This window comes from Ruegeria sp., assembly GCF_028066395.1.
GTDB lineage: Bacteria > Pseudomonadota > Alphaproteobacteria > Rhodobacterales > Rhodobacteraceae > Ruegeria.
On the sequence record NZ_JALCBM010000004.1, the window covers coordinates 18,553 to 35,648 of the forward strand.

General features: G+C 60.8%; 19 protein-coding genes. 8 read left to right on the forward strand and 11 right to left on the reverse strand.

Annotated features, from left to right (window positions below; all coding sequences use genetic code 11):
- Positions 1-4: 4 nt before the first annotated feature.
- Positions 5-748 (forward strand): sulfite exporter TauE/SafE family protein, encoded by a 744-nt coding sequence (locus tag MPJ51_RS02210; protein ID WP_298381352.1) that lies wholly within the window; start codon positions 5-7, stop codon positions 746-748.
- A gap of 13 nt (positions 749-761) precedes the next feature.
- Entirely contained in the window at positions 762-1,382 is a 621-nt protein-coding gene (locus tag MPJ51_RS02215; RefSeq protein ID WP_298381353.1) for a glutathione S-transferase family protein, read from the forward strand.
- A 36-nt stretch (positions 1,383-1,418) separates the two neighbouring features.
- Here the strand turns inward: MPJ51_RS02215 and MPJ51_RS02220 are convergent, their stop codons facing one another.
- The 7 genes from MPJ51_RS02220 to MPJ51_RS02250 are packed head-to-tail and all read right to left on the reverse strand — an operon-like array spanning position 1,419 to position 7,214.
- Positions 1,419-2,429, reverse strand: coding sequence for a putative sulfate exporter family transporter (locus tag MPJ51_RS02220; protein WP_298381354.1), 1,011 nt, complete (start codon positions 2,427-2,429; stop codon positions 1,419-1,421).
- On the reverse strand, positions 2,426-3,094 hold the full coding sequence (locus tag MPJ51_RS02225) for a fumarate hydratase C-terminal domain-containing protein (RefSeq protein ID WP_298381355.1): 669 nt from the start codon (positions 3,092-3,094) through the stop codon (positions 2,426-2,428). Before MPJ51_RS02225 ends, MPJ51_RS02220 begins: the two co-directional genes overlap by 4 nt.
- The gene (locus MPJ51_RS02230) at positions 3,091-4,050 is read right to left on the reverse strand and encodes a fumarate hydratase (protein WP_298381356.1); all 960 of its coding nucleotides are present in this window, start codon (positions 4,048-4,050) and stop codon (positions 3,091-3,093) included. Before MPJ51_RS02230 ends, MPJ51_RS02225 begins: the two co-directional genes overlap by 4 nt.
- Positions 4,047-5,810, reverse strand: a complete 1,764-nt coding sequence (locus MPJ51_RS02235; protein ID WP_298381357.1) for an FAD-binding protein — start codon at positions 5,808-5,810, stop codon at positions 4,047-4,049. The genes MPJ51_RS02230 and MPJ51_RS02235 overlap by 4 nt, the downstream gene beginning before the upstream one ends.
- Before the next feature lie 3 nt (positions 5,811-5,813).
- Positions 5,814-6,155: a succinate dehydrogenase, cytochrome b556 subunit gene (gene sdhC, locus MPJ51_RS02240; RefSeq protein ID WP_298381358.1), complete on the reverse strand. Its 342-nt coding sequence runs from the start codon at positions 6,153-6,155 to the stop codon at positions 5,814-5,816.
- Positions 6,152-6,484 (reverse strand): succinate dehydrogenase, encoded by a 333-nt coding sequence (locus MPJ51_RS02245; RefSeq protein WP_298381359.1) that lies wholly within the window; start codon positions 6,482-6,484, stop codon positions 6,152-6,154. The genes sdhC and MPJ51_RS02245 overlap by 4 nt, the downstream gene beginning before the upstream one ends.
- A complete protein-coding gene (locus MPJ51_RS02250; protein WP_298381360.1) occupies positions 6,477-7,214 on the reverse strand; it encodes a 2Fe-2S iron-sulfur cluster-binding protein in 738 nt (245 codons plus the stop codon). The genes MPJ51_RS02245 and MPJ51_RS02250 overlap by 8 nt, the downstream gene beginning before the upstream one ends.
- Before the next feature lie 107 nt (positions 7,215-7,321).
- On the opposite strand from MPJ51_RS02250, the gene MPJ51_RS02255 reads away from it, so the two are divergent.
- Positions 7,322-8,254, forward strand: a complete 933-nt coding sequence (locus MPJ51_RS02255; protein ID WP_298381361.1) for a nitroreductase family protein — start codon at positions 7,322-7,324, stop codon at positions 8,252-8,254.
- 41 nt (positions 8,255-8,295) lie between these two features.
- Positions 8,296-9,051, forward strand: a complete 756-nt coding sequence (locus MPJ51_RS02260; protein WP_298381362.1) for a sulfite exporter TauE/SafE family protein — start codon at positions 8,296-8,298, stop codon at positions 9,049-9,051.
- A gap of 15 nt (positions 9,052-9,066) precedes the next feature.
- Here MPJ51_RS02260 and ugpC read toward each other — a convergent pair whose 3' ends face one another.
- The 4 genes from ugpC to MPJ51_RS02280 all read right to left on the reverse strand — a co-directional run bounded on the left by ugpC (position 9,067) and on the right by MPJ51_RS02280 (position 13,211).
- Positions 9,067-10,140, reverse strand: coding sequence for a sn-glycerol-3-phosphate ABC transporter ATP-binding protein UgpC (gene ugpC / locus MPJ51_RS02265; RefSeq protein WP_298381363.1), 1,074 nt, complete (start codon positions 10,138-10,140; stop codon positions 9,067-9,069).
- Between the two features lie 12 nt (positions 10,141-10,152).
- Positions 10,153-10,977, reverse strand: a complete 825-nt coding sequence (locus MPJ51_RS02270) for a carbohydrate ABC transporter permease (RefSeq protein ID WP_298381364.1) — start codon at positions 10,975-10,977, stop codon at positions 10,153-10,155.
- Between the two features lie 3 nt (positions 10,978-10,980).
- A complete protein-coding gene (locus tag MPJ51_RS02275) occupies positions 10,981-11,865 on the reverse strand; it encodes a sugar ABC transporter permease (protein ID WP_298381365.1) in 885 nt (294 codons plus the stop codon).
- Positions 11,866-11,933: 68 nt separating this feature from the next.
- Positions 11,934-13,211: an extracellular solute-binding protein gene (locus tag MPJ51_RS02280; protein WP_298381366.1), complete on the reverse strand. Its 1,278-nt coding sequence runs from the start codon at positions 13,209-13,211 to the stop codon at positions 11,934-11,936.
- A 191-nt stretch (positions 13,212-13,402) separates the two neighbouring features.
- Here MPJ51_RS02280 and MPJ51_RS02285 point away from each other — a divergent pair, with 191 nt between their 5' ends.
- The 4 genes from MPJ51_RS02285 to MPJ51_RS02300 all read left to right on the forward strand — a co-directional run.
- The gene (locus tag MPJ51_RS02285) at positions 13,403-14,257 is read left to right on the forward strand and encodes a transcriptional regulator (protein WP_298381367.1); all 855 of its coding nucleotides are present in this window, start codon (positions 13,403-13,405) and stop codon (positions 14,255-14,257) included.
- Positions 14,258-14,286: 29 nt separating this feature from the next.
- On the forward strand, positions 14,287-15,375 hold the full coding sequence (locus tag MPJ51_RS02290) for an SIS domain-containing protein (RefSeq protein WP_298381368.1): 1,089 nt from the start codon (positions 14,287-14,289) through the stop codon (positions 15,373-15,375).
- Positions 15,368-16,309 (forward strand): ROK family protein, encoded by a 942-nt coding sequence (locus tag MPJ51_RS02295; protein WP_298381369.1) that lies wholly within the window; start codon positions 15,368-15,370, stop codon positions 16,307-16,309. Before MPJ51_RS02290 ends, MPJ51_RS02295 begins: the two co-directional genes overlap by 8 nt.
- Positions 16,306-17,096, forward strand: a 791-nt coding sequence (locus MPJ51_RS02300) for a class II D-tagatose-bisphosphate aldolase, non-catalytic subunit (protein ID WP_298381370.1), incomplete at its 3' end; no start/stop codon positions are given. The genes MPJ51_RS02295 and MPJ51_RS02300, both read left to right, overlap by 4 nt.

Below are 17,096 nucleotides of genomic sequence, written 5' to 3' on the forward strand. Positions count from 1 at the left end.
CAGAGTGAATTCCCCAGACTACCTTCTGATACTGGCCGGTGCCGCCGCCGGTGGTTTTATCAACGGGCTGGCCGGTTTCGGCACCTCACTGTTCGCCCTTGGCTTTTTCCTCAGCGTGCTGCCGCCGACCCAATCGGTCGCTCTGGTGCTGATCCTGTCGGTTGTGACCGGGCTGCAGGGTCTTTGGGTGGTGCGCAACGCCATATTGGACAACCCAAAACGGCTGGCCCGGTTTCTGTTGCCTGCGCTGGTCGGGATACCGCTGGGCGTTCTGAGCCTGCGTTATGTCGATGTGCAGGCCCTGAAACTGGTCATCGCGGGTTTTCTGCTGATCTATGGCGGGTTCTTCACGGTGCGGCGCAACCTGCCCAAGATTGACCGCCCTACCCCGGCGGTTGATGTCACTGTCGGTTTTCTGGGCGGGGTTCTGGGCGGGCTGGCGTCGCTCTCGGGGGCGCTGCCGACGATGTGGTGCTCGATGCGCGCGTGGCCCAAGGCCGAGACGCGCGCGGTCTTGCAGCCGTTCAACGTATGCGTCCTGGCGCTGAGCGCGGCATTGCTGGCCCTGCGCGGCGCGTATACGCCGGAAACATTGCGGTATGCATTGATTGCCATCCCGACCGCATTAGCTTCCGCACAATTCGGCATCATCCTGTTCAAACGCGTCTCGGATACGCTGTTCCGGCGGCTTCTGATTGTCCTGTGTTTCGTTTCGGGCCTGATCCTGATGGGGCGTGAACTTTTCTGAGACGGAGAACAAGATGCTGACATATTACTTCGCCAAGGGCAGCGGCGCGCTGGCCGCGCATATCCTGCTGGAAGAGATCGGGGCCGAGTATCAGACCATCCCAGTCTCGATCCCCGACAAAGAACATCAGTCGCCAGATTATCTGGCGATCAATCCCAAAGGGCGGATACCGTCGCTGGTCACTCCGCAAGGCGTGTTGACGGAAAACCCGGCGATCCTCGCCTATCTGGCGCAGACCCATCCCGAGGCCGGGCTTATCCCCTCGGACCCATGGGCCTTCGCCAAGGCGCAGGAGTTGAACGCCTATATCGCCTCAACCGCGCATATCGCCTTTGCCCATAAACAGCGCGGCGCGCGTTGGTCGGACGACCCCGAGACCTATCCCGCGATGCAAGCGAAGGTGGCCGAAAACATGCGCGACTGCGCCGAATATGTGCAGGCGCACTACGCTTTCACGCCTTGGGTGCTGGGCGAGGGGTATACGGCCTGCGATCCATATGTGTTCCAGCTGGGCCGCTGGGTCACGGCTTCGGGGTTGGACCTGTCGGATTTTCCAAAGCTGCAGGCCCACGCCGAACAGATGCGCGCCCGACCGGCCACGCAACGCGCGTTAGCCGCGCACGGTTTGGGCTGAGGGGTTGAGCATGGCCCCCAGCAGGGGGCCACAATGTCAGGCCATTGTCACTTTGATGGAAATCAGGGCAAAGGCGGCCAGCAGCACCGTCAGGGCACAGACCAGAAAGACCGATTTGCCGCCCACATCGCGCAGCTTGCTGAGCGAGGTTTTCATCCCCAGCGCCGAGATTGCAATCACCAGACACCAGCGCGCCAGATCCAGCAGCGCCTGCGACAGGGCGGCGGGCAGGATGTCCATCGAATTCACCGCAACCATGGCCGAAAACCCCAGAACAAAGAACGGAATGGGCAGTCGGCTGGCGCTCGTGTCCTCTCGCGTGCGGAACAGGATCGACAGCAGCACGACCAGCGGCACCAGCAGCGCCACGCGCAGCAGTTTGATAAAGGTCGCGGTTTCGCCCGCCAGATCAGAGACCGAATAGCCCGCCCCCACCACCTGTGCCACGTCATGGATGGTGGCCCCCAGAAACACGCCTGTGGCGATGTCGGAAAACCCGACGCGCGTCGCGATGATCGGATAGAGGATCATCGCCAGCGTGCTCAGCGCGGTGACGGCGATCACCGTGAATACCGTGTCGCGTTCCAGTTCCTTGCTGCGCGGCAGGACCGAGGCAATCGCCAGCGCCGCCGAGGCGCCGCAGATTGCAACCGCGCCACCGGTCAGCAGCCCGAACCGCGTCTTGCGGCCCAGCACCCGGCTGAAGGCCAGCCCGGCAAAGATGGTCAGCACAACACCCGACACCGTGATCAGCAACATGGTCGAGCCGGTCTCCATCATCTGCTGCACGGTGATGCCCAGGCCCAGCAGCCCGACGCCGAACCGCAGCAGCGTTTTCGACGCCAGCTCGATCCCCGGCACACATTGGCCGCCATCTTCGGCCAGAAAATTGAACGCCATGCCGATCAGCAATGCCATCAGCATCACGGGCGCGCCGTAATGCTCGGATATGAATTTGGCTGCAAAGGCAATGGTCACAGCGGTAAGCAGCCCGGGAAACAGCTCATGTGCTTTCCGGGTCAGCCGCATCTCTGCGATTGAGGTCATCCGATCAGTTCGTCCTTACGATCATCAGTTTCACCAAAGCGTTTCAGAACTGCTGGCTTGGTGCCTTCATAGACGTGATGAAGGTTTTCGCTGATACGTTCGTTTTCGCGTTCGAACAGGCAGTTGCCGTCCAGATCCGAGGCCACAATGAACGGCCCCATCCGGTTGCACTTTATCACCCACATGGCCTGTGCCAAGCCCAGTTCTTCGTTCCAGTGAACCGCCTCGACACTCTCGACCCCGCGGCCCAACAGCGCACCGGTGCCATAGCCGACGGTGGACAGATAGACCGCGCCGTTCGGCACGAAATATTCCTTATAATCCTTGGACGACATGCCGCCCTTGCCGATGATCAGCTTGGCGCCGGTCTTGGCGATCCATTCGGGCAGCCATTTGGCAAACCGGAACGAGGCGGTCGCCGTCACCGCCCCCATGTCGAAACTGCCATCCCCGCGGATCGTGGCCGCAGGCGAGCAGTGAAAGTTGGCCGCCGATTCCGAGGGCAGCTCCATCGGGATGTTGGCCTTTTCCTCCAGCGCGCGCATGTAGACACCCTCGCGCGCGGTATAAAGCAGGCCGTCCAGATAGACGATGTCACCCAGACGCAGATCGGCGATGGCCTCGGGCGTGGGGGTGGTGGACAGGCGGACTTCGCGCGGTTTCATGCTGTGGCCTCCAGTGCTTCGGGTGCCCAATCGACGGTTTCACGGCGCTGATACGGGGTGAACCAGTCCGGGTCGGTGCGGAATTCGACCCGCCCATCGGGCCAGAGCCGCGCCACCGCCCGGCGGGACGACAGGCAGAAGGCGTGGACCGACATCTGCATGCCGCCGGTGTGGCAATACCCAACCTCGATATTGCAGTCGATCACCATGTTCTTGCCGACAAAGCCCATCGCGCCCATGCCGATGGAGTTGCCCAGCTCCTTGAACTCATCCTCAAGCGCGGCGATTTTCGGGTCCGAGTTGCGACTGCCCACGGTGCGCAGGGTCGCGGCGCGTTTGCCCAGAACCATACAGGTGTCCTTGGACCCGCCCAGCCCGATGCCGATGATCGCAGGCTGGCAAGCCAGCCCGCGTTTACCAAAGGCGACGAGGCAGTCGAGGTAAAAGCGTTTGATGCCTTCGATCCCGTCCGAGGGGAACAACATCCGGTAATCCGTGCCAAACAGGCCACCCTTATGCACCGTGATCAGGTCGATCCAGTCACCTTCGGGTTCAAACCCGTATTCGATCTCGGGCGCGCCGATGCCGACATTGTTGTTGTGATCGGTCCGCCACAGGGGATGCACACGGTTGGGGCGCAGCGGCACGCCGTTGGTGGCATTGGCAGTGGCGCGGCGCAGCGCGGTTTCCAGCGCGAACATGCCGCCTTCGACCTGTGCCTCGTTCCCCATCTTGACGAACCAGCGCGGCACGCCGGTATCGCCACACATGGCGCGGCGGTCTTCCTTGGCGGCCTCATAGTTCTCCAGCATGGCCTGCAAAACAAAGGATGACAGATCGCCATCCTCGGTCTTGGCGGCGGCCTGTAATCCATCAAGGTAATCCTCGGGGATCTCGATGGCCGCCTTGTCCATCAGTTGTTCAGCTGTCTTCTGGATCAGATCGATGGCTATCATTGTTGCGCTACCAGTGTTTCGGGTTCGCCTTCGGGCAGGATGGTTTCGCCCGGGCGAACGATGGAAAAGTCGACGTGCTGCCGTGTGACCTCGACCGCGCCGTCCTTCAGGTTTGCCACGGTGAAATAGGACGCGTCCAGATCACCGGGTTCGGGGAAGTCTTCGCGGAAATGCGCCCCGCGCGAGTTTTCGCGCGCCAGACCGGCCTTGGTGATCGCCTCAGATATATCACAAAGCGAGCGCATGTTCAGCCAGTCATGCCAGGTCAGGTTAAAGGCCAGATTGTCCGGGGCCACGCCGATCTCTGTCAACTCGTCCGAGATTTCGGCGATCCGCTTCAGGCCGCGTTCCATACCGGTTTCGGTCCTCATGACGCCGACATCTTCCCACATCGCCTCTTGCAGTTTTTGGCGCAGGGGCTGGATCGGCGCGGGTTTGCGGGTCAGCGGATGACGCGCGCGTTCGATCTCGGCGGCCAGCGCATCCTCATCCGGGTCGCGCAGGGCGCCCATCTTGCGGATATCGGCACCCATCGTGTCGCCTGCGATCCCGCCATAAACGGTCGAGTTGGCAACCCCGTTGCCCCCCAGCCGGTTCGATCCATGCGCACCGCCTGCATCCTCACCCGCAACATAGAGCCCTTCGAGACCCGCGCGGGTGTCCACATCGACCACGACACCACCCATGAAGTAATGCGCGGTGGGCACCACCTCGACCTTGCCTGCAGCCAGATCAAAGCCGCTATCGGCGCAGCGATTGACCATGCCCTTGAATTTCTTGCGCACATTGTCCGGCCCAAGATGGGCCATCGAGATAAAGACGCCCTCTTGTTCCGGATTGTTGTTCTTGCGCATCTCGGCATAGATGCCCCGGCTGACCACATCGCGGGTGGCGCGTTCCCCGCGCCCGTCATAGTCGAACATGAACCGCTGGCCCGCGTGGTTGATCAGTTGCCCGCCTGCCCCGCGCAGACCTTCTTCAAGCACGGTGCCGGTCATGCGGGTGTGATCGCCCGCCAGCAGGCCGGTCGGGTGGAACTGCACCATTTCCATGTCACGCAGGGTCAGACCCGCGCGCAGGGCCATGGCCAGACCATCCATGGTCTTGTCGCCCGAGGGCGTGTGATATTTGTACATGGTGGGCCCACCGCCGGTGGCCATCAGCACCGTCTTGGCCCGCACGAACCGGAACCGCCCGGTGCGCATGTCGATCATCAGAACACCCGCCAGCGCCGAGCCGTCCCGCGTCGGGATCAGGCCGATGGCGCGGTGTTCCTGCAGCTTTTCAATGGGGCGGGACAGCACCTGTTCCATCAGGCGGTTGATGATCTCGATCCCCGTCAGGTCGCCTTTATGTACGGTCCGGTCAGCCGTTTGCCCGGCGAAGGCTTTCTGGTGCAGCGTGCCATCGGGGTTGCGGTCAAAGAAGCAACCGACCTCGTTTTCCAACTCGCGCACTCGCACCACCGCCTGTTCGCACAGGCGCCAGGCCATGTCCTGATTGGGCAGCCATTTGCCGCCCTGAATCGTATCCATGAAATGCCGTTCGACCGTATCGCCACCGCCAAGGGCCACGTTATAGCCGCCCTGCACCATCCTTGTGCAGCCGCATTTGCCGATCAATCCCTTGACGGCAATGGTGATCTTCGTGCCCGGCGGTGCCGATTGCTGTGCATGCAACGCGGCGAACAGCCCCGCCCCGCCGGTGCCCAGGATCAGAATGTCGGTGTCGTGACGGTCGATATCAGAGTTCAGAGGCATGGCTTATATCGCTTGCAAAAAGAAAGTGCCCGACACGAACAGCGACAGGCCGACCGCACCAGCGGCCAGGGATTTCTGCTTGTTGCTCCAGGGCAGGAACTCCAGCGCCAGCAGGCGCAGACCGCCGAAGATGTGGACCGACAGCAGGAAGACCAGCCCGAACTCGGCCAGTTTGACCATCGGGTTCTCGGCGAATTCCAGAAAGCTGTCCAACCGCTGCGGCTGTGTCAGCGCCATCGACAGCACCCAGAAATGGGCAGGCAGGAACAGGGCCAGCGCCAGACCGGACAGGCGGTGCAGCACAAAGGCCAGCCACAAGGGATGAGAGCGCGGCGGGCGGGTCATAGCAGCGTCACGGCCATTACGGCACGCCCCCCCATGACCAGAAGAACCAGACCGATGCCCCAGGTCAGCAGCGACAACGCGGCACCGCGCAGGCGCAGCCATTCGTGGGCGATGACGCGCAAACCGATGGCGGCATGGATTGACACGGCCACGACAAAGAGGCCGTAGAACAGGAACCAGAATACCGATCCTTGGGTACGCGACAGAATTTCAGCGGTGCTCAGCCCGCCCTGTATCGCATAGATCATCACCGCGATGTGACCCAGAACCAGCGGGGCCATGACCATCGCGCTGATCCGCTGCGCCATGTAAAGCCTCAGATCAAGCATTCTTACGCCTCCGGAAAAAGGATTTCGCGGTTTCCCGTTTCAGGCCCGCAACCGCAGCCATCGGGTTCAGATCGTTCGGGCAGTAATGGGTGCAACTGCCCATCGAATGGCAATTGTGGCATCCGGATGTGCCCGAGACCGCATCCAGTATCGTCTGCTTGTCTTCGTTCTTGGCATCGTTGAACAGCGTCCACGCCCGTTGCAGCGCCGCTGGCCCCAGATAATCGGGATTGCCCGCCACCGTATCGCAGGCCGCATAACAGACCGAGCAGTTGATGCATTCGATCCCGGCATTGGCCTCGCTCCGTTCGGCGCTTTCGGGGTTGATCTGCTCGATCGGATCATCGCGGGTTTTGGTCGGATGGTGCTTGCCCTCGGCCTCGACCCATTTGTCGAAGAACGGGTCCATATCCACCGCCAGATCCTTGATCACCGGCAGGTTGCGCAGGGGGGCGATGTGCAGCTTGTTGCCGTCCAGCACCTTGTTGACATGGGTCCGGCAGGTCCAGCGCGGCTCGCCATTGACCATCATCGCGCAGCTTCCGCACATGCCCACACGGCAGGCAAACCGGTAGGTCAGGGTCGGGTCGCTGTATTGCTGTATCCAGGACACCACGTCGAGGATGGTCTGGTTGTCATGGGCGGGAACCCTGAACACCTCATCCTTGCCTCCATCGGCATCGCCGCGTCGGACGGTCACCTCAAGATGCGTCTGTTCCGCTTGTTCCAAAATTGCCTCTTGGATTTAATCTCGCTTGCGGACAAGCTTTACATCAAGAGTTTTTCTAACCAAAAGGGATAAATCCTAATCTTTTGTGTAAGTCTTTCTAACGGGAAGTGATTTACCTTTCCGAACCGCGCCCTAACGCATGGAGTGCTCATCCAAATGCTCTCAGTCTCCAGCCAACCCTTGTTTTGCCAGCCGAGCCGAAAATGACCCAGCACGATATTGTGATCAAAGCGCTACGCGCGAAGTTCGCCGATGCCCCGTCGCCCGACCCGGATGGCCCGGACCTGTCGTCATTGCTGCACCTTGCCAGCCGGGGATCGTGCCGGGACTTCACAGCCGATCCGGTTCCCCGCGCGACCATTGATATCCTCTGCGCAACCGCGCTTGCCGCACCGACCAAAAGCGATCTTCAGCAACGTGACATCGTCATTATCGAAGACCCGGGCCTGAAATCCGAACTGCTTGGGCTGGTTGCGCATCAGGGCTGGACCCGTGACATCCCGCATCTGCTGATTTTCTGCGGCAACAACCGGCGACAGCGGCTGTTGCACGACTGGCACGGGCTGGACTTTGCCAATGATCATCTGGATGCCTTCTTCAACGCCACCGCCGACGCCGCCATCGCGATGGAAGCGTTCATCGCGGGCGCCGAGGCAATAGGGCTTGGCTGCTGCCCCATCAGCGCAATCCGGGATCATGCACAGAAGGTCAGCGACCTGCTGCATCTGCCGGATCACGTGTTTCCTTTTGTCGGTCTTGCCCTTGGCTATCCCAAGGCGACGAAGCAGCAAAACAGCCTGCGCCTGCCGCTTTCGGTCACCGTCCATACTGACCGCTACCGCGAGGACAATTTACAAGACAATGTTCGCTCCTATGATCAACGGCGTGAACAGGAACAACCGTACAAGCAACAACGTCTGGCAGAGCGATATGGCGAAAGTGACGCCTATGGCTGGAGCCTGGATAAGGCGCGGCAATACAGTGTCGGAGAACGCACAGGGTTCGGAGAGTTCATCCGCTCAAAGGGCTTTAAACTCTGATCGCCACCGAACGGCGCTCGGGCAGTGGAACAAAAACACGTATGACATTTCTACCAACCAGCCTGCCGGACCTGATCATCCCCGTTCTGGCGCTTTTGATTGCCGGGACGGTCAAGGGAACGATCGGTCTTGGCCTGCCCACCACCGCGCTGGGGGTGATGACCTTGTCCACAAGCCCCCGACAGGCCATCGCCTATATCCTGATCCCGATGATCGTATCCAATGCCTGGCAAGTCTACCGGTCGGGCGAGGTGCTGCAGGCCTGCAAACGCTATGCGCCCTTCATCCTGGCACTGGTGATCAGCGTCTGGCTGACCGTCAACCTGACCATCGGCGTGTCCGAGCAGTTCCTGCTGGCCGTTCTGGGATCATCCATCGTCGTCTTTGCCATCGTCAGTTCGACGACCTGGGCCCCGTACATTCCCGACCGGCTGGTCACGCAGGCCCAGATCATTCTTGGGGTGGCGGCGGGCATCATGGGCGGGCTCACCTCCGTCTGGGCCCCGCCGATGGCGATGTATCTGACCGCCCGGCATGTCGACAAAACCGAGTTCGTGCGCGCCTCGGGGTTGTTGATCTTTTTCGGCAGCCTGCCTCTGGGCGCAAGCTATGTCACCCAAGGGCTGATGCAGGCCGATGAGTTCGTGATTTCCACCGCGCTGCTGGTCCCCGCATTTTCCGGGTATGCGCTGGGTGAGGCGTTCCGAAACCATGTCGATCAAAAGACGTTCAGAAGGATATTTCTGGGGATCTTCCTGATCATGGGGCTGAACATGATCCGGCAAGCGTTGTTTTAAATCACCGCGCTGCGCTTAGGCGAAAAGGTTGCGTCCAGCCTCGTCGAAAATAAGCGGGGATTTGCATTTGATCCGCAGCGGTATCCTGTCCCCGGATTTCGCGGTGACCTGTCCGGGCAGTTGAACCGTTGCCTGCTGTCCATCCGGCAAACGGGTATACAAAAGCGTCGTGTCGCCAAGCTGTTCAACCACTTCAACCTGCGGTGAAAGATCGGGGTTTTCGGGGTCGAGTTCAAAGAAATCGGGACGCAGGCCGATTTCGACCGGCGTCCCGGTCTGGTTTTCGGGGGCCGGTAGATCAACGGACGTTCCCGAGAACTGGACCTGCAGGCGCGACCCCTTCACCTCATGCCCGTCCAACCGCACGAAGATCGCCGGAGGCTGACCCAGAAACCCGGCAACAAACTTGTTCCGGGGCCGGTTGAACAGATCAAGCGGCGCGCCGATCTGTTCGATCACCCCGCCATTCATGACCACGATCCGGTCCGCCAGCGTCATCGCCTCGACCTGATCATGGGTGACATAGATCATCGTGGCATCCAACTGCTTGTGCAGCCGGGCCAGTTCCACCCGCATTTCGACGCGCAGCGCAGCATCCAGATTGGACAAGGGCTCGTCAAACAGGAAAATCTTGGGGTCGCGCACAATAGCGCGCCCGATGGCCACCCGCTGACGCTGGCCGCCGGACAGAGCCTTGGGTTTGCGGTTCAGGTAATCCTCGATCTTCAGCACCTTGGCTGCGGCCAGAACCTTTTCCTGAATCTCAGCCTTGGGGCGCTTGGCAATCTTCATGCCAAAACCAATGTTCTCGGCCACGGTCATGTGCGGGTACAGCGCATAAGACTGGAACACCATCGCCACGTCCCGTTCCTTGGGCAGCAATCCGGTGACGGATCGCCCGTCAATCTTCAAATCGCCCGAGGTGACTTTTTCCAGCCCCGCAATCGTGCGCATCAGGGTGGATTTGCCACAGCCAGACGGGCCGACCAGAACAATGAACTCGCCCGGTTCGACGCTCAGATTGATATCTTTCAGGGCGTGGAATTCGCCGTAATGCTTGTCCAGAGAGATGGCTTCGAATGCAGTCACGCGGGGCGGTCCTTACTTCACGGCGCCCATGGTCATGCCCGAGATCATCTTTTCGGACAGGACGGCATAGACGAGGATTGTGGGGATGATGACAATGGTCACACCGGCAAACAGGCCGGGCCAGTCGCTGGTATATTGCATCGCGTTTTGCAGGGAATAGAGCCCCAGCGGCAGCGTGCGGTTTTCCGGGCTGTTCAGGATGACCAGAGACAGCTGGTATTCGTTCCACAGCCAGATGAAATTCAGGATCGCAGCCGTGGCCACACCCGGCATTGCCATCGGCAGCATCACATAGCGGAAGGTCTGGAAATCGCTGCACCCGTCCAGCAGGGACGCGGCCTCAAGCTCGGACGGGAGCGAGGCAAAGAAGCCGGTCAGCAGGTAGACGGTGAACGGGATCGAGATGGCGACAAAGACGATGGTCAGGCCGGTCAGACTGTCCGAGAGGCGCAGCCATGCGAGGATGCCGAAGATCGGGATGAACAGCATCGGAATCGGAATGCCCATACCAATCACGAACAGGTTGGTCAGCGACTCGCGGCCGCGGAATTTCGCACGGCTCAGCACATAGGCTGCTGGGGTCGAGACCACGAGGATCAGCAAGACCGACAGGCAGACGATGACGACCGAGTTCGAGAAGAACTCACCCAATCGTCCGATGGTCCAGGCGGTCTCAAAGTTTTCCCAACGCAGTTCAGCCGGGGGTTTGAGGCCCGAGCGCAAAACTTCGCGTTTGGATTTGAAGGCGCTCATCACCACCCACAGGATTGCGGCGACGGTGAAGGCAACCCAGGCCCAGATGGCGATGTAAGCAGGCAGGCGGCGCAGAAGGGTCATGGCCTAGAACTCCAACTGATCGCGACGCATCAGGCGGCGCACCAGAACGATCAGGCTGAAGGCCAGAACCAGCATCACCACGCCGATGGCGGTGGCATAGCCCAGCTGATAGATCGGATCACGTTGGCCGAAGCCCATGATGTAAAGATAGATTCCCAGCGTATAAAGCTGCTGAGGCACCTGCAGAAAGCCGAAGGCAAAGGGAAATTCGAACATCTTCACGGCGTTGATGATCCAGATGACAAAGGAAATCGTCATCACGTCCCAGATCATCGGCACGGTGATGTACCAGAACTTGTGCCACAGGTTGGCGCCTTCCAGATCGGCGGCCTCGTACATATCGGGCGGAATCTTGTCGACACCCGCCAGCAGCAGGATCAGAAAGAACCCGGTGAACACCCAGACCAGCGCCGCCAGCATCGCCCAGAAGATATTGTCGGGCGAAGTCCACAGGGTGCGCCCCATCTCATCCAGACCCACGGCCTTGAGAGAGGTGTTCAGCAAGCCGTAGCGCGGGTTGTAAATATAGGCCCACATCGCCGACAGGGCGACGACGGACACGACGTTGGGCAGGAAAAATACCAGCCGGAACAGTTTCTTGCCCCAGATGCCCGAGTTGATCAGGATGGTGTAAAGAAAGGCCAGCACGAACACGAAGAACCCACCGACAAACAGCAGGGCCAGCGTATTGCGAAAGCTCAGCCAGAAGGTCGGATCATTCCAAAGACGCCGGTAGTTGTCGAACCCGATGAACTGGGCCTCGGTGCCGAAACCGGACCAGTCGAACAGGCTGAAGTAAAAGGTGAAACCGGTCGGGATCAGGAAAAAGCACAGATAGATTGCCAGAGCAGGCGTCACGAACAGCCCGATAAGTCTTTTCCCGATCATGCTGCCTACCCTGTCTTCGCTTGCGCAACCGGCCCCGGGCGCGGGACCGGTTCAGTCAAACTCCGCGATCAGCGGTTTTCCCAATAGCCTTTGGTCTGCTCGACCATGCCATCGACGAATTCATCAATGGAAATCTGGCCCAGGAACACCTTGTTGTGCATCGCCTCGTAAATGTTGCTGGAATAATCCGCATACGCAACCTTGAGGCCCAGATTCTCGGACAGCAGGCTTGTTGCGTTTGCCACCGCCTCGCGACTGTCGGAAATCACATCAGCCCACTCGACCGAAGCATTGGCCACGCCGATCAGCGCATCATCCGCCATCTTCTGCTGCGCCGATTTGCTGAGCGCGAAGCGGATGAAATCCTGTGCGGCATCCGCATCCTCGGCCCCATCGGGGATTGCGAAGCTGACCGCGTAGATGATGGTGTCATTCACATCACCTTTGCCGCCCTCGACCATGGGAAAGTTCATCGCACCCCATTCGAACCCTTCGTCCACCTGATCGGCCAGTTCGATGGGCAGCCATGATCCGACCAGCTCGGTCGCGGTTTCGCCAAAGGCGAGGGTCTGCTGACCGGCAGGCCATTGATAGCCCTTGCTTTCTTCGGGGATCAGCCCATCGGCCCACAGCGCGGCCTCAAGCTCCAGCGCTTGCCGCACCGCAGGGTCACGCCAGGTTTCGCCGGTTTTATCCTCGGCCGCCTTCAACACGAAATCCGGCCCGGCGATGCGTGCCAGCAGGTAGTTGAACCAGTTGATGTTGTAAAAGGCGATGTCGCTTTCCACCGCGATGGCATTCACGCCACTCGCCTGCACCGCCTTCATCGCATCCATATATTCAGCCCATGTGGCCGGGGTTGCCGAGACACCGGCATCGCGCATTTGGGCGGCATTGTAGAAAATCTGATAGGTATAGAACGCATAAGGCAGCTGCCCGACCGACCCGTTCAGTTCGGCATTGGCCAGAAGTGCGGGATAGATCGCCTCACCCACGGTGCCGCCATCGGGCGAGTCCGAGGCAACCAGATCATCCAGCGCGATGGCCGCGCCCTGCCCGACCAGACCGCCATTCAGGCCATCCATATCGGCATCCATCAGATCGATACTGGTGCCCCCGGCCAGCGCATTGCGCACCGTCGTCTGGTTCTGGCGCCCGTTCCACACCACATTGAAGGTCACGTCCGGGTTCGCGGCGCTGTATTCATCCATCAAAGCCTTGAGAACCTGCGCCTGCGGTTCGGGCTCATTCCAGAAGGACCAATAGGTGATTTCGGTTTCGGCAAAGGCCGTACCCGCCATCAGTGTGGCGATCAGGCTCAAGCCGGAAAGTTTGATGTCAGACACAAGATTTCCTCCCTCGAAAAAGCGCCATGGATGGCGGTTTCGAATCAAAGCTTAGGGCTAAAAATGTAGTTTTGCAACAAAACTTGAATTTTGCAGAGATTTAATGATGTTTCACAGGCGTTGCTTTTCCAGAATGTTTTGGTAATGTAGTTTTGCTGAACAAAATACCTAGCAGCCGAAAGGGCGACCACGTGGCCGAAAAAGCCGACATTCTGAACCAGATCCAAGACGACCTGCCCGAATTGTCGCGCGCGCTGCGTTGCGTGGCCGAGTTTCTGCTGGCCAATCCCACGCAATTCATCCGCCAACCCCTGCGCGAGCTGTCCGAGACTGTCGGCGTGAGCGAACCCAGCCTGATCCGGTTCGGGCGCCGCTATGGCTTCAAAGGGCTGCCTGATCTGCGTATCGCAGTCGCGATGGCAATGGCCGCCCGCGAAAGCGGCAGCAGCGCCGAGCTGGAGCCGACCATCCGCGACAAGGAGGTCGTCAATAAAAGGGCCAAGCGCGCGGTGGCTGCGCTGGCAGCCCGGCTGATCGCGGATGATCAGTCCATTTTGCTCGATTCCGGTTCGACCGTTCAGTTCATGGCCGACCATCTGCGCGAGGCTTCCCCAAAGGTTCTGATGACCACCGGGCTGAACCTGATGCTGGCATTGCATGAATGCCCGCAACATCAGTTGATGCTGACAGGGGGCGTTTTGCGTCAGAATTCCATGTCCCTCAGCGGACGGCTTGTCGAAACCACGTTGGAGGGCATGTCATTTGACACCGTCCTGCTAGGCGCGGACCGGGTGGACCCCTCGCTGGGTCTGTCCACTTTCAGCGAGGAAGAGGCGCATCTGAACCGGGCCATGATCCGGGCCAGCCGTCGGGTCATCGTGCTGGCCGACGCAGGCAAATTCGGGGCCACCAAGCTGCACCGCATTTGTGATCTGTCCAAGGTGGACGCCATCGTCTCGGACGCATCAATGCCCGAGGACATGCGACAGGAATTGCGGGACAAGAACGTCGAACTTCATCTGGCGCAGGTTCCCGACGCCGCATAGCCAACAACACATAAAAACGGATTTCATTCATGAGCGCACAGACCTGGGCAACCGAAACGGAAATCGCCGCACAGCCGGATATCTGGGAGGCCTGGTCACATATCCTGCCCGGCATCGCGGCGGATATTGCGGCATGGGTCACCGCCCGCAAACCGGATGTGATCTGGCTGACGGGGGCCGGGACATCGGCCTTTATTGGCGATGCGCTTGCTGTCTTTCTGGACGCACGATTGCAGGGGATACCAGTGCGCGCCGTGGCCTCGACCGACCTGGTCGCGCGGCCCGGGGATTATCTGAAACCGGGGCTGCGTCCTTTGGTTGTATCCTTCGGGCGTTCGGGCGACAGTTCGGAAACCATCGGCACGCTGGATTTGCTGGACCGGACCTGCCCGGCGGCGGATCGGTTGAACATCACCTGCAACGCAACCAGCGCGCTGGCCACGCGCGACCATCCGGGACCCGGCACGCAAAAGGTGATCGTACTGCCTGACGCGTGCCACGATCAGGGCTTTGCGATGACCTCCAGCTATACCACCATGCTGCTGACGGCATTGGCCTGTTTGTCCGGCGCAAAGGCCGACGAAATATCCGGCAATCTTGGCACGCTCGCGACAGCAGCCCGTGATGTGCTGCAGAGCGTGCCGGACCTGCCCTGCCCCGCGCGGGCCGTCTTTCTGGGATCGGGCCCCTTTCTGGGGACGGCCCGGGAATCCGCCCTGAAGGTTCTGGAACTGACCGCCGGTCAGGTGGTGACGGCCTGGGACAGTACGCTTGGGTTTCGCCATGGGCCGAAGGCGATCACAGATGACCAGACCACAGTATTTGTGTTCCTGTCCTCTGATCCGCTGTCGCGAAAATATGACGACGACATCGTGGCCGAACTGCGCAGCCAGTTCCCGGCCACCCGCACCGTCAGCATAGGCGACCCGGCGGCGGGTGCGACCCCGGATCTGAGCCTGCCCAACGGTCTGCCCGATGTCTGGAACACCGCGCTTTACGTGCTGGTGGCACAGGTATTGTCGGTTGCGTGGTCAAAATCGCTGAACCTGAACGTGGACAATCCGTTCGAAGGGGGAAATCTCAGCCGGGTGGTCAGCCATGTCCGCCTCTATGTCTGACGCCCCGACCTGTGGCGGTATTGATCTGGGCGGCACCAAGATCGAGGCGACCCTGTTCGACGCCACCCTGACCCCGATCAAGACCCGGCGCGTGGCAACCCCACAGACGGAATATGCCGATCTGCTGGATGCGCTGAGCGGCGAAATCGCCTGGCTGCGCGCCGAGGCGCGGCAGAGCGACCTGCCGGTCGGTGTCGGCATTCCGGGGTTGATCGATCCGGTCACCGGATGCTCACACACCGCCAACCTGCCCGCCAAGGGCAAGCCGCTGGGAACAGACCTTATGGCCCGCAATGGCGGGACCATCCGGCTGGCCAATGACTGCAAATGTTTCGCACTGTCCGAGGCGACACGCGGCGCGGGCGACGGGTATCGCACCGTGTTCGGGCTGATCCTCGGCACCGGTCTTGGCGGAGGGGTCGTGGTCGACGGCGCGCTTTTGCCGGGGCCCAATATGCTGGCCGGGGAGGTCGGCCACGCGGCCCTTCCCGCCCCGCTGGTTGCGCAGCATCAATTGCCGCTTCTGCCCTGCGGATGCGGACGCAAGGGGTGTTTCGAAACCTATCTGTCCGGCGCCGGTATGACCCGGCTGTGTCAGGTTCTGACTGGCCAATCCCGAACCGCCCCTGATCTGGTGGCCGCCGCAGCATCGGGCGAAACCGCAGCAGGGCAAGTGTTCGCGGTCTGGCTGCAAATCGCGGGGGAACTGCTGCATAACCTGCAACTGCATCTCGACCCGGATTGCATCGTGCTGGGTGGCGGGCTCAGCAAGATCGATGGGCTGGACCACGCGTTTTCAGAGGCTCTGGCACAAGCCGCGCTGCCCGCCTTGCGCGCGCCTGTCATCTCCAAGCCGGAATTTGGCGACAGCAGCGGCACGCGCGGCGCGGCCCTGCTGGTTCGCTCAGCCCCTGATCAAGGTATGACCCAATGAGTTTCTTTGCCGACCTGAACGCACGCAACCGCGCCGGAGCCCCGGTCGCCATCCCGTCCGTCTGTTCCGCGCAACCGGATGTCCTGCGCGCCTCGTTGGCGTTGGCGCAAAAGATGCAGCACCCCATTCTGATCGAGGCGACCAGCAATCAGGTCAATCAGTTCGGCGGCTATACCGGACTGCAACCTGCCGATTTCATCGCCTTTGTCAGGGACATTGCCGATCAGGTCGGGGCCAACCCCGAATTGATACATTTCGGCGGAGACCATCTGGGCCCACAAGCTTGGCGCAGCGAACCCGCAGACCGCGCCATGGCCAAGGCCGAGGATCTGATGCGCGCCTATGTGGCTGCCGGCTTCACCAAGATCCACCTTGACTGTTCCGAAGGATGCGCAGGCGAACCGGCGCAAGTGGACGATCAGGTTTCGGCAGAACGGGCCGCCCGTCTGGCCGCGATCTGCGAGGCAACGGCCCCTGATCCCGCGCGGCTCAGCTATGTCATCGGCACCGAAGTGCCCCCGCCCGGCGGCGCGCGCGCCGATGAGGACGGGCAAGGCATCACGCCAACCGATCCCGTCCACGCCCGCAAAACGCTGAAGGCCCATCTGGCTGCGTTCCAATCGGCGAATGTGGCGCAAGCCTGGCCCCGCGTCATCGGGCTGGTGGTGCAACCCGGCCTGGAATTCGCCCCCACGCATATCGACCATTTTAACCTGACGGCCCCGGATCACCTGTCACAAGCCCTGACGGATGTTCCGCATATCTGCTTTGAGGCCCATTCGACCGA